At 73.4% G+C, this 23,381-nt stretch carries 24 protein-coding genes and 1 riboswitch; of the genes, 10 read left to right on the forward strand and 14 right to left on the reverse strand.

The window, feature by feature from the left end; all coding sequences use genetic code 11:
• Positions 1–58: 58 nt before the first annotated feature.
• Entirely contained in the window at positions 59–1,528 is a 1,470-nt protein-coding gene (locus tag ABD831_RS10040; RefSeq protein ID WP_344945210.1) for a leucyl aminopeptidase, read from the reverse strand.
• A gap of 195 nt (positions 1,529–1,723) precedes the next feature.
• Here ABD831_RS10040 and gcvT point away from each other — a divergent pair, with 195 nt between their 5' ends.
• Positions 1,724–2,842: a glycine cleavage system aminomethyltransferase GcvT gene (gcvT, locus tag ABD831_RS10045; RefSeq protein ID WP_344945213.1), complete on the forward strand. Its 1,119-nt coding sequence runs from the start codon at positions 1,724–1,726 to the stop codon at positions 2,840–2,842.
• Positions 2,843–3,061: 219 nt separating this feature from the next.
• Here gcvT and ABD831_RS10050 read toward each other — a convergent pair whose 3' ends face one another.
• The 6 genes from ABD831_RS10050 to ABD831_RS10075 are packed head-to-tail and all read right to left on the reverse strand — an operon-like array spanning position 3,062 to position 8,780.
• Complete coding sequence (locus tag ABD831_RS10050; protein ID WP_344945216.1) at positions 3,062–3,871, reverse strand: adenosylcobinamide-GDP ribazoletransferase; 810 nt, start codon at positions 3,869–3,871, stop codon at positions 3,062–3,064.
• Positions 3,864–4,481, reverse strand: coding sequence for a bifunctional adenosylcobinamide kinase/adenosylcobinamide-phosphate guanylyltransferase (locus tag ABD831_RS10055; RefSeq protein WP_344945219.1), 618 nt, complete (start codon positions 4,479–4,481; stop codon positions 3,864–3,866). The genes ABD831_RS10050 and ABD831_RS10055 overlap by 8 nt, the downstream gene beginning before the upstream one ends.
• A complete protein-coding gene (locus ABD831_RS10060) occupies positions 4,478–5,326 on the reverse strand; it encodes an ECF transporter S component (RefSeq protein WP_344945222.1) in 849 nt (282 codons plus the stop codon). Before ABD831_RS10060 ends, ABD831_RS10055 begins: the two co-directional genes overlap by 4 nt.
• Positions 5,323–6,945 (reverse strand): ATP-binding cassette domain-containing protein, encoded by a 1,623-nt coding sequence (locus ABD831_RS10065; RefSeq protein ID WP_142177697.1) that lies wholly within the window; start codon positions 6,943–6,945, stop codon positions 5,323–5,325. The genes ABD831_RS10060 and ABD831_RS10065 overlap by 4 nt, the downstream gene beginning before the upstream one ends.
• Positions 6,942–8,021, reverse strand: coding sequence for an energy-coupling factor transporter transmembrane component T (locus tag ABD831_RS10070; RefSeq protein ID WP_344945227.1), 1,080 nt, complete (start codon positions 8,019–8,021; stop codon positions 6,942–6,944). The genes ABD831_RS10065 and ABD831_RS10070 overlap by 4 nt, the downstream gene beginning before the upstream one ends.
• Before the next feature lie 15 nt (positions 8,022–8,036).
• Positions 8,037–8,780 (reverse strand): SCO2322 family protein, encoded by a 744-nt coding sequence (locus ABD831_RS10075; protein ID WP_344945229.1) that lies wholly within the window; start codon positions 8,778–8,780, stop codon positions 8,037–8,039.
• Positions 8,781–8,873: 93 nt separating this feature from the next.
• Positions 8,874–9,023, reverse strand: a riboswitch (cobalamin riboswitch).
• A gap of 34 nt (positions 9,024–9,057) precedes the next feature.
• Here ABD831_RS10075 and ABD831_RS10080 point away from each other — a divergent pair.
• Together ABD831_RS10080 and ABD831_RS10085 are read left to right on the forward strand one after the other, a co-directional pair.
• Complete coding sequence (locus ABD831_RS10080) at positions 9,058–9,273, forward strand: hypothetical protein (protein WP_344945232.1); 216 nt, start codon at positions 9,058–9,060, stop codon at positions 9,271–9,273.
• Complete coding sequence (locus ABD831_RS10085; RefSeq protein ID WP_344945235.1) at positions 9,270–10,634, forward strand: serine hydrolase domain-containing protein; 1,365 nt, start codon at positions 9,270–9,272, stop codon at positions 10,632–10,634. The genes ABD831_RS10080 and ABD831_RS10085 overlap by 4 nt, the downstream gene beginning before the upstream one ends.
• 37 nt (positions 10,635–10,671) lie before the next feature.
• Here ABD831_RS10085 and ABD831_RS10090 read toward each other — a convergent pair whose 3' ends face one another.
• From ABD831_RS10090 to ABD831_RS10100, 3 genes are all read right to left on the reverse strand, one after another.
• On the reverse strand, positions 10,672–11,250 hold the full coding sequence (locus ABD831_RS10090) for a DUF3043 domain-containing protein (RefSeq protein WP_344945237.1): 579 nt from the start codon (positions 11,248–11,250) through the stop codon (positions 10,672–10,674).
• A 67-nt stretch (positions 11,251–11,317) separates the two neighbouring features.
• A complete protein-coding gene (locus ABD831_RS10095; protein WP_344945240.1) occupies positions 11,318–11,905 on the reverse strand; it encodes a protein-L-isoaspartate O-methyltransferase family protein in 588 nt (195 codons plus the stop codon).
• Positions 11,906–11,937: 32 nt separating this feature from the next.
• A complete protein-coding gene (locus ABD831_RS10100) occupies positions 11,938–12,747 on the reverse strand; it encodes a methyltransferase domain-containing protein (RefSeq protein WP_344945244.1) in 810 nt (269 codons plus the stop codon).
• A gap of 51 nt (positions 12,748–12,798) precedes the next feature.
• Between ABD831_RS10100 and ABD831_RS10105 the strand changes: the two genes are divergently transcribed.
• Positions 12,799–14,166, forward strand: coding sequence for a dipeptidase (locus ABD831_RS10105; protein ID WP_344945247.1), 1,368 nt, complete (start codon positions 12,799–12,801; stop codon positions 14,164–14,166).
• 59 nt (positions 14,167–14,225) lie between these two features.
• Here the strand turns inward: ABD831_RS10105 and ABD831_RS10110 are convergent, their stop codons facing one another.
• Together ABD831_RS10110 and nadA are read right to left on the reverse strand one after the other, a co-directional pair.
• Positions 14,226–15,032 (reverse strand): metallophosphoesterase family protein, encoded by an 807-nt coding sequence (locus ABD831_RS10110; RefSeq protein WP_344945251.1) that lies wholly within the window; start codon positions 15,030–15,032, stop codon positions 14,226–14,228.
• 6 nt (positions 15,033–15,038) lie between these two features.
• Entirely contained in the window at positions 15,039–16,259 is a 1,221-nt protein-coding gene (gene nadA, locus ABD831_RS10115) for a quinolinate synthase NadA (protein ID WP_344945254.1), read from the reverse strand.
• A 109-nt stretch (positions 16,260–16,368) separates the two neighbouring features.
• Here nadA and ABD831_RS10120 point away from each other — a divergent pair, with 109 nt between their 5' ends.
• The 6 genes from ABD831_RS10120 to aat all read left to right on the forward strand — a co-directional run bounded on the left by ABD831_RS10120 (position 16,369) and on the right by aat (position 21,801).
• Positions 16,369–17,094, forward strand: coding sequence for an SDR family NAD(P)-dependent oxidoreductase (locus tag ABD831_RS10120; protein ID WP_344945257.1), 726 nt, complete (start codon positions 16,369–16,371; stop codon positions 17,092–17,094).
• Positions 17,091–18,185 carry an S-adenosylmethionine:tRNA ribosyltransferase-isomerase gene (locus ABD831_RS10125; protein WP_344945260.1) on the forward strand — a complete coding sequence of 365 codons (1,095 nt, stop codon included), beginning with the start codon at positions 17,091–17,093 and terminating at the stop codon, positions 18,183–18,185. The genes ABD831_RS10120 and ABD831_RS10125 overlap by 4 nt, the downstream gene beginning before the upstream one ends.
• An 86-nt stretch (positions 18,186–18,271) precedes the next feature.
• Positions 18,272–19,438 carry a glycerate kinase family protein gene (locus ABD831_RS10130; RefSeq protein ID WP_344945263.1) on the forward strand — a complete coding sequence of 389 codons (1,167 nt, stop codon included), beginning with the start codon at positions 18,272–18,274 and terminating at the stop codon, positions 19,436–19,438.
• Between the two features lie 129 nt (positions 19,439–19,567).
• A complete protein-coding gene (gene erpA, locus ABD831_RS10135) occupies positions 19,568–19,945 on the forward strand; it encodes an iron-sulfur cluster insertion protein ErpA (protein ID WP_020145450.1) in 378 nt (125 codons plus the stop codon).
• Between the two features lie 141 nt (positions 19,946–20,086).
• Positions 20,087–21,073: a carbohydrate kinase family protein gene (locus ABD831_RS10140; protein ID WP_344945267.1), complete on the forward strand. Its 987-nt coding sequence runs from the start codon at positions 20,087–20,089 to the stop codon at positions 21,071–21,073.
• 53 nt (positions 21,074–21,126) lie between these two features.
• On the forward strand, positions 21,127–21,801 hold the full coding sequence (aat, locus tag ABD831_RS10145; protein WP_344945270.1) for a leucyl/phenylalanyl-tRNA--protein transferase: 675 nt from the start codon (positions 21,127–21,129) through the stop codon (positions 21,799–21,801).
• Here the strand turns inward: aat and ABD831_RS10150 are convergent.
• Together ABD831_RS10150 and ABD831_RS10155 are read right to left on the reverse strand one after the other, a co-directional pair.
• Positions 21,770–22,027 carry a sulfurtransferase TusA family protein gene (locus ABD831_RS10150; protein WP_344945273.1) on the reverse strand — a complete coding sequence of 86 codons (258 nt, stop codon included), beginning with the start codon at positions 22,025–22,027 and terminating at the stop codon, positions 21,770–21,772. The two genes, aat and ABD831_RS10150, sit on opposite strands and share 32 nt — an antisense overlap.
• The gene (locus tag ABD831_RS10155; protein ID WP_344945276.1) at positions 22,024–23,295 is read right to left on the reverse strand and encodes a cysteine desulfurase family protein; all 1,272 of its coding nucleotides are present in this window, start codon (positions 23,293–23,295) and stop codon (positions 22,024–22,026) included. The genes ABD831_RS10150 and ABD831_RS10155 overlap by 4 nt, the downstream gene beginning before the upstream one ends.
• Positions 23,296–23,381 lie beyond the last annotated feature (86 nt).

A 23,381-nucleotide genomic window follows, 5' to 3' on the forward strand; every position in this document is an offset into this window, starting at 1 on the left:
GAGGCCACGTTCCGACCGGAACGTGGCCTCCTCGCGTCAGACGGGTGTCAGAGGAACGTCACACGTAGGACTCGGCGAGCCCGACGAGGGTCCGCACACCGAAGCCGGTGCCACCCTTGGGCCAGTAGCCGGTCGGCGCCTTGTCGTTGAACGCCGGACCGGCGATGTCCAGGTGGCTCCAGGGGATGCCCTCGCCGACGAACTCGGACAGGAAGATGCCGGCCGTGAGCATGCCGCCCTCCACGCCGCCCTTGTGGGCCAGGTCGGCGTTGATGGACTCGAGGGCGGGGCGCAGCTCCTGGGGCAGGGGCATGGGCCACATCGCCTCTCCGACCGTGGCGGCTGCCTCGAGCACCCGGGTGCGGAAGGCGTCGTCGTTGCCCATGACCGCCCCGGTGTTGGCGAGGGCGACGACCTGTGCGCCCGTCAGCGTCGCGATGTCGACGATGGCGTCGGGCTTGCTCTCCGAGGCGAGCGCGATGCAGTCGCCGAGGACCATGCGTCCCTCGGCGTCGGTGTTGAGCACCTCGACGGTCTTGCCGCCGCGCATCGTCACGACGTCGCTCGGGCGCTGGGCCGTGGCGCTCGGCATGTTCTCGGCCAGCCCGAGGTAGCCGGTGACGGCGATCGGCAGACCGAGCTCGGCGATCGCGAGGACGGCGCCCGCGACCGCGGCCGCACCGGCCATGTCGCACTTCATCGTCAGCATGCCGTTCGCGGGCTTGATGCACAGGCCGCCCGAGTCGAAGGTGATGCCTTTGCCGACGAACGCGATCGACGCCTTCGGCCGCGATGGGGTGTAGCTGAGGACCGCGATCCGCGGGTCGTTGGCGGAGCCCTGGCCGACGCCCACCGTGCCGCCGAAGCCGCCCGCGCGCAGCGCCTTCATGTCGTAGGACCTGAGCTTGACCTTGGTGCCCTTGACGCGGTCGGCGAGCGAGTCGACGAACGTCTCCGGGTAGAGCAGGTTCGGCGGCAGGTTGACGAGGTCGCGCGTGTAGGCGACGGCCTCACCGAGCGCCGCGGCCCGCTTGACCGCCTTGCGCGAGGCCGCGTCGGCCGGGCCGACGAGCGCGACCGCGTCGACGGCGTCGGTGCTCGTCGTGCCGGCCTTCGACACGGCGTACGCCCCGAGGGCCACGCCCTCCGCCACGGCGGAGACGATCTCGACGGAGGTGCCCGGCACGACGACCGCGACCTTCTTCTTCTTGCTGAGCGAGCGGATGGCGCCCCCGACGCCCTTGCGGAGGTCCTCGAGGGCTCCGGTCTCGCCCGACAGGGCGCCGACACCCACGAGCACGACGAGCTTGGCAGCGACGTCCGGCACCGCGGCCAGGGTCGTCACCTCGCCGACCTTGCCGGCCAGCTCGAGGTCGGTGATGACGGACTTGAGGTGCGACACGGTCTTGCGCGGGAGGCCGTGCCCGGGGGCCGGCGTCGCCCCACCGTCAGCGGGCACGAGCGCCACGACGAGGGCGTCGCCGGGGGTGTCGGCAGCCGAGCGGTTCGAGATGGTCAGGTTGGCCACGAGGGACTCCTTGGTCGGGGTGCTTCCGGCCGCACGGTTCCCAGCGTCCTGGGGTGCGGGCGGAGCGTGTGTGGTGGTGCGCGTCGTCGGTGCAAGGGTGCGTGCACCAAGGGTGCCCACGTCGCCCCGCAGGTGGGCGGCGTTCGATGATAACGAGCAATGGCGGCATACCCGGTGGGCGGTAGGTTGGCGCCCATGACGACAGCGACGTCGGGGACGACCTCCCCGCTGACCTCACCCCTGCACGACCGCCACGTGGCCCTGGGCGCCAAGATGGCCGACTTCGGCGGCTGGGACATGCCGATCGAGTACCCCGGCGGCGGCGTCGTCGCCGAGCACACCGCGGTGCGCGAGCGCGTGGGTGTCTTCGACGTGAGCCACCTCGGCAAGGCCTCGGTGACGGGTCCGGGGGCGGCGGACTTCGTCAACGCGTGCCTCACGAACGACGTGCGCCGCATCCAGCCGGGCTCGGCTCAGTACACGCTCTGCTGCGACGACTCGGGCGGCGTCGTCGACGACCTCATCGTCTACCTCAAGTCCGACGACGACGTCTTCCTCATCCCCAACGCCGCCAACACCGCCGAGGTCGTGCGACGTCTGCAGGCCGCCGCGCCCGAGGGGATCACGGTGACCAATCTCCACCGCGACTTCGGCGTCCTGGCCGTGCAGGGCACGAAGAGTGACGAGGTGCTCGAGTCGCTCGGCCTGCCGACGGGTCATGACTACATGTCGTTCGTCGAGGCCGAATGGCAGGGCGTCCCCGTCATCGTCTGCCGTACGGGCTACACGGGTGAGCGGGGCTATGAGCTCGTGCCGCGCTGGGACGACGCCCCCGCGCTGTGGGACGCCCTCGTCGAGGCGATCGCGCCGTTCGAGGGCAAGCCCTGCGGACTCGGCGCGCGCGACACGCTGCGCACCGAGATGGGCTACCCGCTGCACGGCCAGGACCTCTCGCTGCAGATCTCCCCGGTGCAGGCCCGGGCGGGCTGGGCCGTCGGCTGGAAGAAGGACACCTTCTGGGGCAAGGCGGCCCTCGAGGCCGAGAGGGCCAACCCGACGCGTCTCATGCGCGGACTGCTCGTGACGGGACGCGGCATCCCCCGCGCCCACTGCACGGTCTCGTGGAACGGTACGGCTGCCGGGGAGGTCACCTCCGGCACGTTCTCTCCCACGCTCAAGCAGGGCATCGCCCTGGCACTGCTCGACCCTGCGATCGCCGACGGCGAGACGGTCGAGATCGACGTGCGCGGGCGCACGCTCGAGGCGACCGTGGTCAAGCCGCCGTTCGTGCAGGTGCAGGTCCGCGAGTCCTGAGCGTCCTTCTCCGACAACGTATGCCGGGTGGTGCCCTCCGACAGCGTATGCCGGGTGGTGCCGTGAGGACGCCACCTGCCCCGCCCACCGTCGACAGGCCAGGAATGGCCCCCTGCCACCCGTCGAAAGGCCACGAACGGCCACCCGACGCCGCATCCGTGGTGGGCTGTTCGGGGCCTGTCGAGGGTCAGGGCTGGGCCATTCGTGGCCTGTCGACGGTCAGGGGTGGGGGAGGGCCGTGACGGCGAGGGCGGCCGTGACGAGTCCGACGGCCAGGGCGATCTCGACGGCGGCCCCGATGACGTCGCCCGTGATGCCGCCGAGGCGCCGCACGGCATGACGTCGGGTCACGACGGCAGCCATCGTCGCGGTGAGCACGACCGCGCTGCCGGCGAGGGCTGCGGCCCACCACGAGATGCCGGGGAGCGTGCCTGAGAGCCAGGCGCCGAGCGCGGCGGCGAGGGCAGCCACGGTGACCACCACCGCCACGAGGCGCGTCCGGCCCACGGTGCCGGCTACGCCCTGACCGAGTCCCTGCCGGCGCGCGGGAGGTATGCCGTCGCGGGCGCACACCGCACAGGCGAGGCGGCTCGCCGCGAGCGCGACCAGGGCCAGCGCGGTCCCAGCCGCGCTGGCGAGCAGAGCTGCTAGGCAGGCGGTGTCGAGCAGGAGCACGAGGACGACCGCCGCGGCACCCGCCGGACCGGTGTCACCTCGCCGCATCACCTCGAGCGACCGTGCGGGGTCGTGGCCGGACGTGAGACCGTCGGCCAGATCGGCGAGACCGTCGAGGTGCAGTGCGCGGGAGATCAACGCCGTGACCACGAGCGCCAGCACGGCGACCACCGCCGTCGGCGCCCATCCCCGCGTCGACAGGGCGCCGAGCCCGAGCCAGACGAGGGCTGCCGGTGCCGTGGTGAGGGGTGCGAGGAGCATCGCGCGACCGAGGATGGACCGGTCGACGAGTGCCGGCGGGTCGACCGGCAGCGCCGTGAACGTGCCGATGGCGAGCCGCCACGCATCACGCATCCAGTGTCCTCGACCTCGGCTGCCACGGCACGAGAGGAGCATCGCCCAGGTCGATGACCCGTCCCGCGACGACCAGGTGCACGTGGGCGGCGACACGCGAGACGAACGCGTTGAGCCGGCCCAGCTCGTCCTGGAAGAGGCGACCGGATGCCGACGTCGCCACGAGCGACCACCCGACCTCGTTGGTCACGACGACCACGGGCGCTGTTGCCGCGCAGAGGGACTCGACCAGGCGGTCGGTCTCCCGCCGCACTGTGGCGGATGCGGTGTCGAGATCGTCCCAGCCGGCATCGTCGACGACGGCAGTGAGCCAGGTGCCGAGGCAGTCCACGAGCAGCGGCCCCGTCGCATGGTCGATCGCGGCTGCGACGTCCGTCGTCTCGAGGGTGCGCCACGACTCGGCCCTGCGGGCGCGGTGGGTCTCCACGCGCCGGCCCCACTCGGGGTCGGCCGGGTCGACCTGCCGCCCGGTCGCGACGTAGGTGACGTCGGAGTGGTCGCGCAGCAGGTCCTCGGCGTGGCGGCTCTTGCCGCTCCGGATCGGCCCGGTGACGAGGGTCGTCGTCCTGGCCCTGCCGAGGGGGGCGGCGGCTTCGGTCGCGCCGCTCACCGCGCCTGCTCCGTCTCGTGCACCGGGGCCGCCTCGGTCGCGACGGCCGGTTCGAAGGCGACAGGCACCCCGAACGCGGCCCGTCGGGCTCCCCGCCGGAAGACCCGCAACAGCGCCGGCCCGGCCAGCAGCACGAGCACCGCGTTGAGCGCCCCACGGGGAAGGTCCCACCCGAGCGAGGTCGCGAGGTAGAAGAGGCCGTAGTGGGCGAGGTTCTCGGTGAGCGGTGCCCCCGGGACGAAGCCCATGCCGGTCGGGGCGCTGGTCCCGAGGAACGGCCAGAACCAGAGGTTCATGAAGAGCCCGAACGCGAGTCCTGTGACGAGGGCGTAGGCCGCGAGCACCCAGCGTTCGGCGCGCCCTCCTGCGCGGGCGGGCAGCAGGCCAGCCCCGAGGCCGATGCCCCCGGCGCAGATCATCTGGAAGGGCAGCCAGGGCCCGACCCCGCCGGTGAGCAGCGCCCCGGTCGTGACGGCGAGGGCCCCGGAGACGAAGCCGACGCCGGGCCCGAGGACGCGACCCGCGACGATGACGACGAAGAACATCGGTTCGAGACCTGCGGTGCCGGCACTGAGCAGGCGCAGACCACCACCGGCCGCTGCCGCCACTCCGAGGACCGCGATCGTCTTGGCATCGAGCCGTCCGGCGGTCACCTCGGCGAGACAGACCACGGCGAGCAGCCCGAGCAGGACGGCGAAGAGCCACGGGGCGTCGTTGCCGTGGTCACGGGCGAAGTCGCCGTTCACGAAGAAGGGCCACGTGAACGCGACGAGCCCGACGGCACCGACCGCGCCGACGGCGACGACAGCGGGCCAGCGCAGCGGGATGACGCGACGGCCGGTCACGCGATCCTCGCCAGGGCTCCGGCGACCTCGGCGACCGTGAGCCAGGTCTGGGGCAGGAGCACCTTGGTGACCTGTGGCGCGAACGCCGGTGAGGACGCGAGCACCTCTCGGGCGGGACCGTCGGTGACGATCTCGCCGTCGGCGAGGATGACCACGCGGTCGGCGACCTCGGCCGCGAGCTCGACGTCGTGCGTGGCCAGCAGGACCGTCGTGCCCCGGGCTGCCAGGCCGGTCAGCACCTCACCGAGCCTCTTCTTGGCGCCGTAGTCGAGTCCACGCGTCGGCTCGTCGAGCAGGAGCACCTCGGGTGACCCCGCGAGGATCACCGCCAGGGCGAGCTCCAGGCGCTGGCCCTCGGACAGGTCGCGTGGGTGGACGGTGGGGTCGATGCCGTCGGAGATGCGCTCGAGCAGGGCCCGGGCCGTCCCGGGCGCGGCCCCGAAGTCGTCGTCGGCGGCCGCGCACTCGGCCGCGACCGTGTCGGCGTAGAGGAGCAGCTCGGGCTGCTGCGGCACGAGCCCCACGGTGCGCACCCTCTCGCGGGCGGACCGGGCGTGCGGGTCCACGCCCTCGGCGCCGACGCGCACCCGCCCGCCGGCCAGGCGGTGCTGTGCCGCGACGGCGCCGAGCAGGGTGGACTTGCCGGCGCCGTTGCGACCCATCAGCGTCGTCACCGACCCGCGAGCCACGGCGAGGTCGACCCCGTCCAGCACGATGCGCCCGCCGCGCGAGACGCGGACGCCGGTGAGGTCGACGGCGTGGCCGGGCCCGGTGACGTGCAGGTCGGCGACCGGTCGGGGCGTGCTGTCGCCGAGAGCCTCGCGCAGCGACGCAGCCTGTCGGCGCGCGTCGCGGATCGACAGGGGGGTCGGCGACCATCCGACGAGGCGGGACAGGCCCACCACCGGCGGGTAGATCAGGGAGCGGAGCATGGCCTCGGCCGGGTCGAGCAGCTCGGACACCCGTCCGTCGTCCACGAGGACGACGCGGTCGGCGTGGTGCACGACGCGCTCGAGCCGGTGCTCGGCCAGCACGACCGTGACCCCGAGGTCGTGCACGATGCGGTGGAGCGAGGCCAGGACCTCTTCTGCGGCAACAGGATCCAGGGCCGACGTCGGCTCGTCGAGCACGAGCACCCGCGGGCCCGCCGCGAAGAGGGCGGCGATCGCGACGCGCTGCTGCTGACCCCCCGACAGGGTGCGCACGGACCTCGCCCGCAGCGGCGTGAGGCCGAAGAGGTCCAGCGTCTCCTCGACCCGGCGGCGGATCGTCGTCGAGTCCAGGCCCATCGTCTCCATGCCGTAGGCCACCTCGTCCTCGACGACGTCCGTGACGAACGTCGACGACGGGTTCTGCTCGACGAGGCCGACGACGGTCGCGAGGTCACGCGGGCGGTGCTCGGCCGTGTCGAGGCCGTCGACGGTGACGCGGCCTGTCAGGGTGCCCCCGCTGAAGTGCGGCACGAGCCCGTTGATGGTGCGCAACAACGTCGACTTGCCGCTGCCCGTGGGGCCGACGACGAGGACGAGCTCGCCCTCGGGGATCTCGAGCGTGACGTCGTGCAGGCTGGGAGCGGGGGCATCGGCATACTGCACCGTCGCGTGCTCGAAGGTGATCACGGAGCGACCTCCCGGGGACGGGGTGTGAACCACGCGGGCGTCGCGGCGACGAGCAGCGCCAGGACGGCGAGCAGCGGGACCTCGGGCAGCTCGGCCCGCTGGCTCGGGACGACGCCCTCCCAGCCGCGCACGGAGGCGACCACGAGACAGGCAGCCGGCACGGTCCCGGCGAGCACCGTCGCGGTCTCGGTCCACGTCCACCGGTCGCGGCGATGGCCGGACCGGGGGTCGCGCGATGCGCCGACGACGAGGCTGGAGCCGGCGAGCACCGCCCCGAGGACGAGGACCGGCAGCCCCAGCACGCCGCCGGCCGATGAGTCGAGCAGGCCGTAGAGCCCGGCCAGCACCCCGACGAGTCCGGCGAGCGCGAGGCCGGTGGCGGCGCGCCGGCTCGTCGAGGTCGAGTGGACCGCGCGGCCGTAGCCCCGGGACTCCATCGAGGCGGCGAGCCCGAGCGACCGCTCGAACGCCGTCTCGAGCACCGGCACGGTGAGTCGCGCCATCTCTCGCAGGCCCCGCCCGTCGCGACCCCGGAGGGTACGGGCCGCCCGCACGTCGCGGGCGTCGGTGAGCAGCTGCGGCGCGAAGGTGAGGCCCACGACGACGGCCGTGCCGACGTCGTAGAGCGTGGCCGGTAGGTAGCGCAGCAGCCGCCGCGGGCTCGCCAGCGCGTTGGCGGCGCCGAGACACGCGAGGACCGCTGCGAGGCGCAGGGCGTCGTATGCGGCATACAGGAGCGACTCGAGCGTCACCGTGCCGCCCAGGCGCACGGCGGCGGCCCAGTCGGGCAGGGGCACGCTGGGGAGGGTCACGACGACCGTCCCACCGACGATGCCGTTGCCGAGCAGCGCGGTCATGACGATGCGGAACGCCACGACCACGGCACCGATCACGAGGAAGGCCGGCAGCGGGTTCGGCGTGGCCGGGTCGTGTCGCTCCGCGACGACGAGCAGGCAGACCCCGATGACGAGGAGCAGGAGCACAGGGTTGGTCGTGCGCGACGCCGCCGTGGCAAGGCCCAGCCCCCACAGCCACCATGCTGCAGGGTGCTGGAGCCTGGCCTTGACCCGTGCCACGCGCGTCGTGGCTCCTCAGACGTCCCGGCGGGCGCGCGACCGCGAGCGCACGAGCAGGTAGGCGACGAGGGCGAGCAGGACGAGACCGGCGATGACGTAGGCCGCCACCGACCCGCCGGAGGTGCCGGAGGCCGGCGCAGCGGCGACGTCGGTGGCGGTGGCAGCCGGCGTCGTCGCAGCGGCAGTGGGGCTGGCCGCGGGCGCCGCGATGGTCACCGGCTGGTCGGCGGCCTTGGCCTCGGGACTGACCTCCTTGACGGCTCCACCGCAGTCACTGGTGGGATAGCCGTCGACGCCGCAGACCAGGCCCTTCTCCACACGGACGTCACCGGCAAGGGCCAGCACGGCCGAGCTCGTGGCGTCGGCCGCGACCACGGCGCACAGCGCCTTGGGGGCGGGAGGCGTCGCGTTGTCAGCTGCATCGGCAGGGCGGCCGAAGTCGACGACGAGCCCCACGCGCTTCTTGCCCGCCTCGGCGGGCGTCGAGCCGCAGACCTGGTCGAACGTCATCACGGCTCGCGGGTAGCGGGTCGAGGCCTCGTCGGCGACGGCGAAGCGCCAGCCGTCGACGCTGCCGTCCTTGGGGACCGTCTGGTCCGGGCCCTTCTGGGCGAAGGCCCAGGCGCCGTCCGCGAGCTGGTAGAAGCCCCAGTAGCGGTAGGCGGCGGCATGGGCTGGCGCAACCGTCAGGGCGGAGAGCAGCGTCGCCACGAGGGCGGCGAAGACGACCCGGAGCGGGGCACGACGGACAAGGGACACGGTTTCCTCCTCGCGGTCGGACACCATGTCGGGTCTGCTGGCTGACGCCGGCCCGGCGGGGTGACTCCGGTCCGCATTCCACGACAGACTGACAAAGGAGCCGGTAGGACGCGGGTTTTCCGACTGGTCACCCCGAGCCGGCTGGCGGCGGGGAGTGGCTTCACGGTTGCGGGTCAGCGCCGGAGTCACACCGGCTTGCCCCATCGTCCTTCGGTTAGGCGAACCGTCGCACGTGGGGCTGCCACGCGTCAAACGAGCCGCCAACTAGGGTGGCCACATGAGTGCTGACTGGACCTGGCTGTTCCTCGACGCCCACGGGAATCCGGTGGAGGGGGAGGGCCTGACGACCACGGGCTTCCCGACCCAGAGCGACGCCGAGAGCTACCTCGGGGAGTCGTGGCGTGAGCTGCTCGACGCCGGCGTCGAGGCCGTCACCCTGCGTGAGCACGATGCCGTCGTCTACGGTCCGATGAGCCTCCGGGCGGCGGAGTGAGCGCGACGCCGGCGGGCCGCGACACGACCCTGTCGGCCGGGCTCGAGCGCGACCTCCTCGCCCGTGTCGTGACGGCGCAGCGCACGTGGCGCTCGCCGGGGGTCAGCGTCGGTGTCGTCCGGGACGGACACCTCGTCTGGTCGGCGCACGTGGGCTCGGCGCGCCTCGGGACGAGCCCGGCGTCGGCCACCGACGACACCCAGTTCATGATCGGCTCGGTGACGAAGACGTTCACCGCGCTGACGGTCATGTCGCTTCGTGACGAGGGCCGGCTGTCCCTCGACGACACGCTAGAGACCCATCTCCCCGGCACGAGGCACGGGCGGGTTCCGTTGCGGCAGATGCTCGCCCACGCCTCCGGCTTGCAGCGCGAGCCAGTCGGCAACATCTGGGAGAGCCTCGAGGCCCCCGAGCGCGAGGAGTTCCTCGCCGGTGTGGAGGACGCCGAGCAGGTGCTTCCCGGTCACCACGCCTTCCACTACTCGAACCTTGCCTACGGTCTGCTCGGCGCGGTGGTCGAGCGCGTCACCGGGCAGGACTGGGAGCAGGTCGTGCGAGAGCGCGTGCTGGACCCCCTGGGGATGACGCGCACCGGACTCGCTCCCGCGGACGACCGTGCCGTCGGCTACCAGGTCGACCCCTACGCCGGCACGGCGAGCGAGGAGCCCTTCTTCAGCCTGGGCGCGACGGCCCCGTTCGGGGGGCTGTGGTCGACCGTCGCCGACATGGGCCGCTACGCCGCCTACGTCGCGAGCCCCGACGGCCGCGTCGTGCAGCCCGACACCGTCGAGGAGATGTGCCGGCCGATCATCATGACCGACGTCGACGGCTGGAGCGGCGCCTACGGTCTCGGCTTCGGCATGGGGCGGCGCGGCGACCGAGTCTACGTCGGGCACGGGGGCGCCATGCCTGGCTTCCTCACCGGCCTGCGGGTCCGGCGCAAGGACGGCGTCGGGGCGGTCGTCTTCGCCAACGCCACGTCCGGGGCGTTGACCCTCGGGCTCGCCACCGACCTCGTCGAGGCGGTCATCGAGGCCGAGCCCTCGCTCGCGGCGCCGTGGGTGCCCGAGACGGAGCAGCCCGGCCTCACCGAGCTGCTCGGCCTGTGGTGGTCCGAGGGCTCGCCCATCACGTTCTTCGTCCGCGAGGGTGAGCTGTGGTCGCGGCTCGCCGATGACGAGCAGCTGTCCGAGACGCGCTATGCCGCCGAGGGCACCGACCGTTTCCGGGCCGTGGCCGGCCGGGAGCGGGGCGAGGTCCTCGAGGTCGTCCGGGCGGCCGACGGCTCGATCGACAAGCTCTACTTCGCGACGTATGCCGTCACGCGGGCGCCGCTCGCGTTCGCGGACCTGCAGCCCTGACCGTTGCGTACGTCCCGGCCGGGCGACGTCGCGTCGCTCAGGCCGGGTGCTGCCCGCGCGCGACCTGCGGCTTGGGCATGCGGGTGCGGCGCATCTGGAAGGCGCGCATGATGGCGTACCACGCGTCGCCCTTCTCGGCGCCGCCGAACTTGTCCTCGACCTTGCGACGCGTGCGGCGCCACATGAGCAGGGCGTCGCCGATGGCCACGAGGATCAGGCCGTAGACGAGCACGAAGACGAGCAGCAGGGCCCAGTTGGTGCGCACGAAGCTGAGCAGCAGCACGATGAGCATGACCGGGAGCATGAACTCGCCGATGTTCCAGCGGGCGTCGACGGTGTCGCGGATGAAGCGACGGCGCGACCCCTTGTCACGGGCCGGGAGGTACTTCTCGTCGCCGGTCATCATGCCGGCCCGCTGCTTGGCCATCGCCTCGCGCCGGGCCGCCTTGTCCTGCGCGCCGGCCGCCTTGCGGTCGGTGACGATGAGCGGACGCTTGTTGAGCGCCTCCTGCTCGCGCCGCTTCGGCGTGGGCCGGTTCTTGGCCCCCGGGCGCGCCGGGTCGGTCGAGACCGTGCTGGCGAGCTCGTCGTTGATGGTCTTCTTGCGTCCGAACACGGAGCCACTCTAAGCCGAAGCGGGTGCCAGTCCCGCATCGCGCCCGCGGGCCGTGGCATACGACCCCTCAGCCCGGTGCGTCCGGGGCCGTGCGCAGCGGCACGAACCGGTAGCGCCCGTGCTGGGTCGTCGTGAGGACGTCGTGGTCGCGCACGACGAGGGTCATGGTGCCCGCGACCGGGACGACGAGCCGACCCGGGTCGCGCAGCTGGTCGAGGAGCGGCTGGGGGAGTGCCGTGGCGTTCGCCGAGACGAGGATCCGGTCCCACGGGCCGTGGGCGGGGTCACCGAGCACGCCCGGCTCTGCCGCCCGGATGGTGGCCCACGGCACACCTGACCGGGCGAGGTTCGCGGCGCCCCACCGAGCCAGCTCGGGCTCGAGCTCGACCCCGACCACCTCACCGCTCGGACCGGTGAGGTGGGCCAGCAGGGCGGTCGTCCAGCCGGAACCGGAGCCGACGTCGAGCACCCGCTGGCCGGGTCGCACGTCGAGCAGGCGCAGCATGTCGTCGACGGTGCTGGGCTGCGAGCTCGTCTGCCCGTGCCCGATGAGGATCGGGACGTCGTAACCGGCGCGCGAGCGGGCACCGCGCGGGAGGAAGTCGGCACGCGGAACGGCCGCGAACGCCTGCTGCAGCCGGTCGGCTCCGTCCATGGTCCGAGCCAAGCACGCGGGGAGCGCGGTCGTCAGCCCTTGCGTCGCGCGACGACGTGGAGGAGGGTGCCGAGCGCGCGGTACGGGTCGGTCGAGCCGAGCCTCTCCTCGACGTCGAGCAGCGTGGTCAGCTCGTCACCCTCGGGTGCCGGCTCGTCGACGGCGACGTCGTCGCTCGCGACCCGGATGCCGTACCAGGCGGTCACCTCGAGCCCGGCGGCCTCGCAGTCGGCCGTCAGCGAGGCGAGCGTGTCGGCCCGCGCGTCGACGCCGATCTCGTTGCGGTAGCGGGCGTCCCGGCCCTCCTCCGCGGCGCGGCGCATCTCGTCGAGCATTGCGAGGGCGGCCGGCCAGTCGTGCCGGACTGCTGGACGCCAGGCCATCGCGTCGCCGTTGCGCGCCGCGATCGACACGATGCCGCCGGGTGCCACCCGCCGGGCCAGCCCGGCGACCGCCGCGCGGCTCTCGGGCAGGTACATCAGCACGCCGTGGCACATGACGACGTCGTATGCCGTCGGCCGCGTCACGCTCGCCAGCCCGGCGAGGTCGGTGGCCACGAGGGTGACGTGCTCGCGCTGCCCGGGCGTGAGCCCGGCGGCGGCCTGCTCGAAGGCGGCCCGCATGCGCCCGTCCGGCTCGACCGCGGTCACCGAGTGCCCACGCCGGGCCAGGCGCAGCGCCTGCGTGCCCTGGCCGGCGCCGACGTCGAGGACGCGCAGCGGCCCCCGGGGCAGGTGTGCGGCGAGCTGGCGGGTGACCATCTCCTGGCGCACGACGTTGCGCAGGTTGCCCAGGCGCTCGAGCCAGGGCTCCTGCCCGGCGACGAACGTGTTGTCTCCCATCTGCCCGAACCTACCGATGGGTGCTGACGGCGCGTGGGTAGGGTCGGGCTCGTGACTGACGACGCCCTCACCCCCGACCAGATCCAGCAGATCCGCAACCGCGTGGCCGAGCTCATGCCGCAGGTGCGAGCCGACCTCGAGGAGCTCGTGCGCATCCCGAGCGTGTCGGCCTCCTCCTTCGACCAGAGCCAGGTGGCGCGCAGCGCCGAGGCCGTGGCCGAGCTGCTCCGCCGGGAGGGTCTCGACGTCGAGATCGTCGTCGAGGGTGGGCGGCCCGCCGTCATCGGCCACCTCGACGGACCCGAGGGTGCGCCGACGGTGACGCTCTACGCCCACCACGACGTGCAGCCTCCCGGCGACGACGCCGACTGGGACACGCCTCCCTTCGAGCCGACCGAGCGCGACGGCCGCCTCTACGGGCGCGGCGCAGCCGACGACAAGGCCGGGGTCATGGCGCACGTGGCCGCGCTCCGGGCGCACGCGGGCAGCCTGCCCGTCGGCGTCACCGTCTTCGTCGAGGGTGAGGAGGAGTACGGCTCCGCGTCGCTGCCGACGATCCTCGAGAAGCACGGGCACCGGCTCGCCGCCGACGCGATCGTCATCGCCGACTCCGGCAACTGGGCCATCGGCGAGCCCGCCCTGACGACCACGCTGCGTGGCGGCGTCCGGTGCGTCGTCCGTGTCGAGACGCTCGACCACTCCGTGCACTCAGGGATGTTCGGCGGCGCGGCGCCGGACGCCGTCACGGCGCTCATCCGCCTGCTCGCCTCGCTGCACGACGAGGAGGGAAACGTCGCCGTCCAGGGCCTCGACGAGGGCACGGCCGCCGAGCTGGACTACGACGAGGCCCGCTTCCGTGAGGAGTCCGGGCTGCTGGACGGCGTCGGGCTGATCGGGTCCGGCTCGATCCTCACGCGCCTCTGGAACAAGCCGTCCATCACGACCATCGGCATGGACGTCACCTCGGTCGACAAGGCGTCGAACACCCTCGCCGCCAGGGCTGCTGCCAAGGTGTCGATGCGCCTCGCGCCGACCCAGGAGCCCCAGGCCGCGTTCGAGCTGCTCAGGGCGCACCTGCTCGACCACGCTCCGTGGGGTGCCAAGGTGACGGTTGACCTCGAGGAGCACGGCTCTGGCTTCGCCGCCGACGCCGACGGTCCCGTCTACGACGAGGCGCGCGCGTCCTTCGCCGACGCGTGGGGCACCGAGCCCGTCGACATGGGTGTCGGCGGCTCGATCCCGTTCATCTCCGACTTCGTCGCGCGCTTCCCCGAGGCCTCGATCATCGTCACCGGTGTCGAGGACCCCGACACCCGGGCCCACGGCGCCAACGAGTCGCTGCACCTGGGCGAGTTCGAGAAGGTCTGCGTGGCCGAGGCGGTCTTCCTCGCCCGGCTGGGCGCCCTGCCCCGCGCCTGACGCCCCGCTCGTCCGGTCGTGGAGGCGATGGGGGACAGCGCGTCCCGTGGTCGAGGCCGTCAGGCCGTGGTGACCGCCGAGCCCCGGTAGCGCTGCTCGCGCAGCTCCAGGGCGTAGGCCTCGGCGCCCGGCATCTCGAGCGCGAGGGCCACCTCGACCTCGGCCTCCACGTCGTAGGGCACCCGCACGAAGCTGATGCCGACGTGACCCGGCTCGGCAACACCCCGGCCGGTCCGGTGGCCGGGGTCCGGCCGGGGCTCGGTCGGGGTGCCCTCGAGGATCACGTAGGGGGCGCCGGGGCCGTCGAGCGCGTTGCCCACGGACCCCGCGTTGAAGACCGTGATGCCGTAGTCGACCGCGAGGTAGGCGCCGTGGATGTCGCCGTAGCCGACGATCGTGGGCACGGGTCCCTGACCCGTGAACTCGGTCTGCTCCACGAAGGCGCGGTGGTCGTCCTCGGACGTCGGTGCGAACACGCGGGTGAACTCGCTGACGGGTGAAGCGTGGAAGAAGCGGATCGGCTGGCCGCTGAGGTGCATCTCGTGGACGTTGGGCAGCTCTGCGAGCCAACGCAGCTCGGCCTCCGACAGCTCGTCACGCACCCACTGGGTGTGTTCCCACGGCTGCACGGGGTCGCGCGCGATGAACGCGTCCCAGTTCCCGCGCACCGTGGCCACGCAGTGCTCCTGCGTGAGCCGAATGCACTCGGACCCGCGGGGGCCCTTGCCGACGACGTCGCCCAGGTTGACGATGTGCTCGATGCCGCGGCGGGCGATGTCGGCGAGCACGGCCTCGTAGGCGGTGACGTTGCCGTGCACGTCGGAGACGACGGCGACCCGGTGGAGGTCGCCTGCGGGTGCGGCCACCGGCCGTCAGTCCTTGTGCGTCGTGCCGGGCAGGGCGAGCATCCGGTCGAGCGCCGCACGGGCGTCGGCGGCGACGGCCGGGTCGACGTGGATCGGGTTGACGACGCGGCCGTCCACGAGCGACTCGAGCGCCCACACGAGGTGGGGCAGGTCGATGCGGTTCATCGTCGAGCAGTAGCAGACGTTCTTCTCCAGGAAGGCGATCCGCTGCTCGGGGAACTGCTGCGCGAGGCGGCGCACGAGGTTGAGCTCGGTCCCGACGACCCACGACGTGCCGGCCGGAGCGGCGGCGATCGTCTGGATGATCTTCTCCGTCGAGCCCACCTCGTCGGCCCGCTCGACGACCTCGTACTGGCACTCGGGGTGGACGATGACCTTGACGCCGGGGATCTCGCGGCGAGCGGCCTCGACGGCGTCGACGGAGAAGCGTCCGTGCACCGAGCAGTGCCCGCGCCAGAGTATCATCCGGGCGTCCTCGAGCTGCTGGCGGGTCAGGCCGCCGTTGGGGCGGTGCGGGTCCCAGACGACGCAGTCGCCGAGGGACAGGCCGAGCTCGCGCACCGCGGTGTTGCGGCCGAGGTGCTGGTCGGGGAGGAAGAGCACCTTGCCGGTGCCGGTGCCGTCGAGCCCGACGCCGCCGACCTGCTCGAAGGCCCAGTCGAGGGCCGTGCGCGCGTTGGAGGAGGTGCAGATCGTGCCGCCGTGGCGTCCGGTGAAGGCCTTGATCGCGGCGGAGGAGTTCATGTACGTCACGGGGACGGTCTGCCCGGCGACGCCGGCCGCCTCGAGCTGCTCCCAGCAGTCCTCGACCTGGGCGATCGCGGCCATGTCGGCCATGGAGCACCCGGCGGCGAGGTCGGGCAGGATCACGGTCTGCTCGTCGCTCGTCAGGATGTCGGCGGACTCCGCCATGAAGTGCACGCCGCAGAAGACGATGTAGGGCGCGTCGGGCCGGGCAGCAGCGTCCCGCGCGAGCTTGAACGAGTCTCCCGTGACGTCGGCGAACTCGATGACCTCGTCGCGCTGGTAGTGGTGTCCGAGCACGAAGACGCGGTCCCCGAGGGCGGCCTTGGCGGCGCGGGCGCGCTCGACGAGGTCGGGGTCGGACGGCGCCGGCAGGTCGCCCGGGCACTCGACGCCACGCTCCGTGTGCAGGTCGGTGCCCTGGCCCAGCACGAGGAGGGGCAGCGGGGCGGGAGCCGGGGCCGAGTGCGTGTCGGTCGTCATGAGCAGATCGTATGCCGCCGCGCGGGCTCCCAGCGTTCGGGCACTTGACCTCAAGTCGGCTTCATGTCTGACGCTGTGGCCATCGACCACGACGACCACAGGAGTCACGATGCCCACCGCACTCATCACCGGCGCCACCCAGGGCCTCGGCCGGGCCCTCGCAGAGGCGCTCGCCGTCCGGGGCTGGGACCTCGTCGTCACGGCCCGCGACGACTCGCACGTCGCCCGGACCGTCGCCGGGCTTCGGGGCCACGGTCACGACGTCGTCGGCCTCGCCGGTGACATCGCCGACGCCGTCCACCGGGACGAGCTCGCCGACCTCGCCATCGAGCTGGCCGGTCCGCGCGGCCTCGACCTGCTCGTCCACAACGCGAGCACGCTCGGGCCGCTCCCGCTGCGTCCCCTGCGCGACCTGACGACGGACGACCTCGCGGCCGTGCTCGCCGTCAACGTCCTCGGCCCGCACGGGCTGACCCGTTCGCTCCTTCCGTCGCTGGTCGCCGCTGCAGGGACCGTCCTCGCCATCTCGTCGGACGCGGGTGTCGAGCACTACGAGACGTGGGGGGCCTACGGCGCCAGCAAGGCCGCGCTCGACCACCTGACGTCCACCCTGGCCGCGGAGCTGCCGACCCTCCGGGCGTATGCCGTCGACCCCGGCGACATGCGCACGGCGATGCACCAGGCCGCGTTCCCGGGCGAGGACATCAGTGACCGGCCGCTGCCGGAGGAGGTCGCCGTCCCGGGGATCCTGGCGCTGCTCGAGTCGCGCCCCGCGAGCGGGCGCTACCGAGCCGCGGACCTCGTCGCAGCCGCGGGCTCTGAGGTGGCCTCGTGAGCGCGTCCCTCGCGCACGCCCCCCACACCCTCTTCCGTGTCACCGACGACCTCACGGCGGACGCCCCGCCCGAGGCGAGGGGACTCGGACGCGACGGTGTGCGCCTGCTCGTCGCGTCGGAGCCCTCCTCCGGTGAGGTGCGCATCGAGCACACGGCCTTCGCCGCCATCGGCGAGCACCTCGCACCCGGCGACCTGCTCCTCGTCAACAACTCGGCGACCGTGGCCGGCGAGGTCGACGGACGGGTGTCCGGACGTGGCGCGGTCGTCGTCCACGTCGGGACCGAGCTGGACGACGGCACGTGGGTCGTGGAGCTTCGCGCCGCACCCGCCGCCGCGCACCCGGTGCTCGACGCGTTGGAGGGAGATGTCGTCGAGCTCGCCTCGAGCGGCCCCCGGCTACGCCTCGAGTCGCCCTACCCCGGGCCCGACCCGTCCCCGACCGGCCGGGGCAACCGGCTCTGGCGCGCGACGCCGCTCGACGACCGCAGCCTCCCGGAGCACCTCGCGACGCACGGCCGGCCCATCGCGTACGGCTACCTCCGGTCCAGGTTCCCCCTCGACGCGTACCAGACCGTCTTCGCTCGAGTGCCGGGTAGCGCCGAGATGGCGAGCGCCGCCAGGCCGTTCACCGCCGACCTCGTGACCCGGCTCGTGTCGTCCGGGGTCCTCGTCGCCCCCGTCACGCTGCACACCGGTCTGTCGTCGCAGGAGGCCGGGGAGGCGCCGCAGGCCGAGAGGTTCGCGGTGCCGATGGAGACGGCCGACCTCGTCAACCTCACGAGGTCCCGGGGCGGCCGGGTCGTCGCCGTCGGCACGACCGCGACGCGGGCCATCGAGTCCGCGGCGCGTCCGGACGGCCGGGTGCAGGCCGCGGCGGGCTGGACCGACGTCGTCATCTCACCGGACCGGGCCGCCCGCGTGGTCGACGGGCTCGTCACCGGCTGGCACGACCCCGACGCCTCACACCTGCTCCTCGTCGAGGCGGTCGCGGGCGCCGACCTGGCCCAGCAGGCGTACGACGAGGCGGTCGCCCACCGCTACGCCTGGCACGAGTTCGGCGACGCCGGTCTCTTCCTGCCGCACCGCTGAGCCCTTCGAGGTCCTCGCGCGACTCCCGTGACGGCCGCTGCCACCTCGACCGGGGAAGGCGGCCCCCGAGTGGGAGGATTCCCGACGTGCACGTGATCATCGCCCCCGACTGCTACACCGGCACCCTCACCGCGTCGCAGGCCGCCGCCGCCATCGCCGACGGCTGGACCCGGAAGGCACCCGGGGACCGGTTGACGCTCGTGCCGCTCTCCGACGGCGGGCCGGGCTTCGTCGACGTCCTCGCCGAGAACCTCGACGGCGAGGTGCTCGCGGTGGTCACGACCGACCCGCTCGGCCGTGAGGTGCCCGGCACCATCCTGCTGACGACCGGCGCCGGCGGCCGCACGGCATACGTGGAGTCGGCCCAGGCGGCCGGGCTGCACCTGCTCGCCCCCGACGAGCGTGACCCGACCCGCACGACGACGACGGGCGTCGGCTCCCTCGTCATGGCGGCGCTCGAGGCGGGCGCCCGACGCGTCGTCATCGGTCTCGGCGGCTCTGGCACCAACGACGCGGGGGCGGGGCTGCTCGCCGCTCTGGGGGTCGGCCCGAAGACGCGCCTCGGCCAGGGCGGCCTGGCCCTCGGAGCCACGACCGCGGACGACCTCGCTGGTCTCGACGCGGCCCGCGAGCGCCTCCGCGGGATCGACCTCGTCATCGCGAGCGACGTCGACTCACCCCTGCTCGGGCTCAAGGGCGCCAGCGCCGTCTTCGCTGCCCAGAAGGGCGCGTCGGAGGAGGATGCGCAACGGCTCGAGAACGCTCTCGGTCACTTCGCGAGCGTCGTGTCGCGCGTGCGCCCTCCGGCCCGCGACCTGCTGACGGGCACCCTCCTCAAGCCCGAGCGCGAGCCCGGTGCCGGTGCCGCCGGAGGCCTCGGCTACGCCCTGCACCTCCTGGGCGCCCGCCGCGTCTCGGGCGTCGAGGCCGTCCTCGACGCCGTCGGTTTCGTCGACCTCGTGGCCTCCGCCGACCTCGTCGTCACGGGGGAGGGCACCTTCGACTGGCAGTCCCTGCGCGGCAAGGTCGTCGTCGGTGTCGCCGAGGCGGCCGCCCGCGTCGGGGTCCCCGTCATCGCGGTGCCGGGCCAGTCGCTCGTCGGCCGCCGCGAGGCCATGACGGCCGGCCTGTCGGGGGTGTATGCCGTCGCGGAGCGCCCCGAGCAGGTGGCCGCCGCGCTCGCCGAGCCCGCGGCCCGCCTCGCCGACCGCACGGCGCGCGTCGCACGGACGTGGTCGCCGTCCGCGTCCTGAGACGCCCGATCCGGGGAGGATGCGCAGTTCCTGCGGCGTCCGACGTATCCTTGGAGGCGCCGGGAACACATCCGGCGCGGCATGGGTTCTCACCTCTGACCCATGTTCCACGAGCTGAAGGACCAACACATGAGTGTCGAGACGAACGCATCTCCCGCCGAGGTTCAGACCGAGGCTCCCGCCCACGGTGTCGTCCTGACGGACGTCGCGGCGACCAAGGTCAAGAGCCTGCTCGAGCAGGAGGGTCGTGACGACCTCCGCCTGCGCGTCGGTGTCCAGCCCGGTGGCTGCTCGGGCCTGATCTACCAGCTCTATTTCGACGAGCGCAGCCTCGACGGTGACCTCGTCCGCGACTTCGACGGTGTCGAGGTCGTCGTCGACCGGATGAGCTCCCCCTACCTCGAGGGCGCCACGATCGACTTCGCCGACACGATCGAGAAGCAGGGCTTCACCATCGACAACCCCAACGCGGGCAGCAGCTGCGCCTGCGGCGACTCCTTCAGCTGAGCCGCCTCCGGCGCACCGCACGTCCGAAGGGCCCGACCGTCACGGTCGGGCCCTTCGTCGTCCTCGGGTCTGCGTCGGGTCGGCGTCGGGTCGGCGTCGGGTCGGCGTCGGAGGCAGGCCGCCGGCGGGTAGGTTCGTCCCGTGCAGATCGCCATCACCGGTTCCATCGCCACCGACCACCTCATGACCTTCGACGGGCTCTTCGCCGACTCCCTCGTCGTCGAGCAGCTCGACAAGATCTCCCTGTCGTTCCTGACGTCCGACCTGCAGGTCCGACGGGGCGGGGTCGCCGCGAACATCGCGTTCGGCATGGCCAACCTCGGCCAGCGCCCACTGCTCGTCGGCGCGGTCGGCGAGGACTTCACCGACTACCGCAGCTGGCTCGAGCGGCACGGCGTCGACTGCGGGGCGGTGCACTACTCCGAGTCCCAGCACACCGCGCGCTTCATCTGCACGACCGACCGTGACATGGCCCAGATCGCCACCTTCTACGCGGGCGCCATGTCCGAGGCCCGCGACATCGAGCTCGCGCCGGTCGCACAGCGGGTCGGCGGCCTCGACCTCGTCGTCGTCGGCGCCAACGACCCGGAGGCCATGCTTCGCCACACGGACGAGTGCCGCTCGCGGGGCATCCCGTTCGCGGCCGACCCCTCGCAGCAGCTCGCCTTCTGCGACGGTCCCACCATCGCCCGCCTCATCGACGGCGCCGAGTACCTCTTCACCAACGAGTACGAGAGCCACCTCGCCTGCCAGAAGACGGGCTGGACCGAGGACGAGCTCGCCGACCGCGTGCGCGTGCAGGTGAAGACACGCGGCAAGGACGGCGTCACGGTCCGCGTCCGCGGCGAGGAGCCGGTCGAGGTCGGCGTCGCCCGGGAGGTGCGCAAGGCCGACCCCACGGGCGTGGGCGACGCGTTCCGCGCCGGCTACCTCACCGGGCTCGCCGTGGGACTGCCGGTCCGTCGCTGCGCCGAGCTCGGCTCGATGCTGGCCACCTACGTCATCGAGACGGTCGGCACCCAGGAGTACGCCCTCGGCAAGGAGCGCTTCCTCGAGCGGCTGGCCGAGGCCTACGGTCCCGAGTCGGCCGACGAGATCGGTCCCCACCTGACCTGCCCGCGGCCATGACACCGTCGTCCACCGGTCGCTGACGGCGCCCCACACCGAGCCGGGAACCGACCGTGCCCACGCCGCCGCCGCCCACCCCCTGGGACTTCGCGCTCGAACGCGTGCCGCCGGGTGAGGACCTCATCGGCATCGGCGCCGACCTCGACGTCGCCACCCTCTTCGAGGCGTACTCCGTCGGGGTCTTCCCGATGGGGATCGGCGACCACGGGGCCGAGCCGATCGGCTGGTGGTCACCCGACCCGCGCGGCATCCTCCGGCCCCGTGAGCTCAAGGTCAGCCGGTCGCTGCGCAAGGCGGTCGCGCACTTCGACGTGCGCGTCGACACCGACTTCCGGTCGGTCGTCGAGGCGTGCGCGGCGCCCGACCGGGACGGCCGCTGGATCACTCCCGAGATCGTCAACGCCTACGTCGCCCTGCACGACGCCGGCTGGGCGCACTCGATCGAGACCTGGCAGGACGGCGAGCTCGTCGGTGGTCTCTACGGGGTCGCCATCGGCGGGCTCTTCGCCGGCGAGTCGATGTTCCACCACGTCCGTGACGCCTCGAAGGTCGCGCTCGTCGGCCTGCGCGACCTGCTCATCGCCGACGGCGACCCGCGGCGTCTCGTCGACGTCCAGTGGCAGACACCGCACCTGGCCACGTTGGGTGTGCGCGAGGTCCCGCGCGAGGAGTACCTCGCGATCCTGCCCACCGTGCTCAGGGCGCCCCTTCCCGCGTGCTGGGCCTGACCACCTCGACGACGTATGCCGTGTGGTCGGCCTCCGTACGCGCCTCGACGAGGCGGTGGCCGCGCATCCGGCACCATGCCGGCACGTCGTGGGCGGCGGCGGGGTCGGTCGCGAGCACCGTGACGAGCCGGAGGTCCGGCCGCTCGGCCACGGTGCGGGCCAGCCGGATCACGGGCAGCGGGCAGCGCTCACCGCGGGCGTCGACGACGGCCTCGTCCGCACTCACAGGTCGCCGACACCGAGCTGGTCGCGGACGCCGCGGACCGTCGGGTCGATGACGGCCGCAAAGGCCGCGACGTCGTCGGCCAGACCGGTGGAGACCGCCGGCAGGGGCAGGGTGACCCGCACGTTGCCGTGGGTCAGGACGCCCATCGCCGCGAGCACGTGGCTCGGCTCGAGGGTGCTGGACGTGCAGGCCGACCCGCTCGCGACGGCGAACCCGGCGGTGTCGAAGGCCCCGACGACGGCCTCGCCGTCGACGTAGAGGCTGGAGAAGGTGACGACGTGCGGGAGGCGGTCCTCGGCGTCCCCGACGACCTCGGTGTCAGGCACCGTGGAGGCCGCGGCGCGGATGTCGTCGACGAGGGCGCGAGCGACCCTCGAGTCCTCGGCGCGGGTGGCTGCCGTCTGCTGCCAGGCCTCTGCAGAAGCGAGCGCGATCGGCACCCAGGGCGTGACGTCCGTGCGACCGTGCTCGACGTCGGCGCGGGCGTCGGACCACTGCCACCGGACGCCTTCGCGCACGACGAGGATGCCGAGCGGGGGGCCACCCCAGGACCGGGCATCGCCAACGAGCACGTCCCAGGCGGCCGGCACGTCGTCGCGCCCCAGCGACGCCATCGCGTCGACGACGAGCGGTATGCCGCGGGCCTCGGCCGCCTCCCGGGCCTGGGCCAGGGGCTGGCGGGTGCCCACCTCGCCGTTCGCGCTCTGCAGCGCTGCCACGACGGTGCCCGGCACCGCCAGGGCGCTCCGCCAGGCGTCGAGGTCGAGCCGGCCCGTCCTGTCGACGCCCACCTCGGCCAGCAGCGACGCCTCGTCGGCCGCCGCCGCCCGCGCCCGGCCCGGGACGAGGACGGCGGAGTGCTCCACCGCGGAGGCCACGGTCCGACCTCCACGCCGGCGGGCGGCATACGCCAGCCCGTCGACGGCCCGGGCCAGCGCCGTGGGTCCGCTCGGCAGGAAGCTCACCTCGGACGGGCGGACGCCGAGGCCCGCGGCGACCACCTCCCGGGACCTGTCGAGCAGAGCACGGGCCCGGCGGCCCTCGGCGTGGAGGCGTGCAGGGTCGGCCCAGCCGACGTCGACCGCGGCCAGAAGGGTGTCGCGGGCGACGGGATGGAGGGGGCCGGCTGCTGCGTCGAGCAGCCGACGCGCGCCGGCACGGGGGAGGGGCTGGCGGCCGGCCGGGAGCCCGCCGGACGCCCGCTGGGAGCCTCCCGACGGGCCGGACGGGGCGGGTCCAACGTTCGTGCCCGGATCGTGACTGACCACCCCGCAACGTTAGCCGCCCCCTGCGGACAGCGTGACAAGTGGGACGGTAGGGTTGCGCCGTGGGCCTTGCTGCCCAGACGGTTTGA

Origin of the sequence: Terrabacter ginsenosidimutans, assembly GCF_039539425.1 — a bacterium.
Lineage (GTDB): Bacteria > Actinomycetota > Actinomycetes > Actinomycetales > Dermatophilaceae > Terrabacter > Terrabacter ginsenosidimutans.

Coding starts and splice junctions, on each gene's coding strand:
- gcvT (WP_344945213.1), top strand. CDS start 1,724: ATGACGACAGCGACGTCGGGGACGACCTCCCCGCTGACCTCACCCCTG.
- ABD831_RS10050 (WP_344945216.1), bottom strand. CDS start 3,871: ATGCGTGATGCGTGGCGGCTCGCCATCGGCACGTTCACGGCGCTGCCG.
- ABD831_RS10080 (WP_344945232.1), top strand. CDS start 9,058: ATGAGTGCTGACTGGACCTGGCTGTTCCTCGACGCCCACGGGAATCCG.
- ABD831_RS10095 (WP_344945240.1), bottom strand. CDS start 11,905: ATGGACGGAGCCGACCGGCTGCAGCAGGCGTTCGCGGCCGTTCCGCGT.
- ABD831_RS10100 (WP_344945244.1), bottom strand. CDS start 12,747: ATGGGAGACAACACGTTCGTCGCCGGGCAGGAGCCCTGGCTCGAGCGC.
- nadA (WP_344945254.1), bottom strand. CDS start 16,259: ATGACGACCGACACGCACTCGGCCCCGGCTCCCGCCCCGCTGCCCCTC.
- ABD831_RS10120 (WP_344945257.1), top strand. CDS start 16,369: ATGCCCACCGCACTCATCACCGGCGCCACCCAGGGCCTCGGCCGGGCC.
- erpA (WP_020145450.1), top strand. CDS start 19,568: ATGAGTGTCGAGACGAACGCATCTCCCGCCGAGGTTCAGACCGAGGCT.